Source organism: Parabacteroides sp. merdae-related_45_40, assembly GCF_001915675.1.
In genome coordinates, this window is sequence record NZ_MNQY01000152.1 from 1 (window position 1) to 508 (window position 508).

1 protein-coding gene is annotated in these 508 nt (G+C 50.4%); it reads left to right on the forward strand.

What is annotated here, in order from left to right:
* Positions 1–508 (forward strand): alpha-N-acetylglucosaminidase C-terminal domain-containing protein (locus tag BHV83_RS21465; protein ID WP_286758039.1); only part of this gene is annotated, 508 nt, incomplete at both ends.

The window sequence follows — 508 nt, forward strand, 5'->3', positions numbered from 1 at the left end:
CCAATATGTAAATGCGGTGAAAAAGAATCCGAATGTTTGTGGTTCCGGTCTCTTTATGGAGTCTATCGAGCAAAATCCGGTATATTATGATCTGGCTTTTGAAATGCCTCTCCATAAAGATGAAGTCAATATCGAAGAATGGCTCTGCCGTTACGCAGACCGTCGCTACGGAAAACCGTCCGAAAACGCGCATCAGGCTTGGTTGCATCTGTTAGAAGGGCCCTATCGCCCCGGAACAAACGGGACAGAACGCAGTTCCATCATCGCCGCCCGTCCAGCTGTGAACGTAAAAAAATCCGGCCCGAACGCCGGTCTGGGGATTCCCTACTCTCCTCTGTCGGTAGTTCAGGCCGAAGGCTTGTTGCTAAAAGATGCCGCCCGATTGGAAGACTCCGATCCTTATCGTTTTGATATTGTCGATGTCCAGCGGCAGCTGATGTCCAACCTCGGACAGGCTATCCATAAACAGGCGGCAGAGGCGTTCCGTAAAAAAGACAAGGAAGCATTC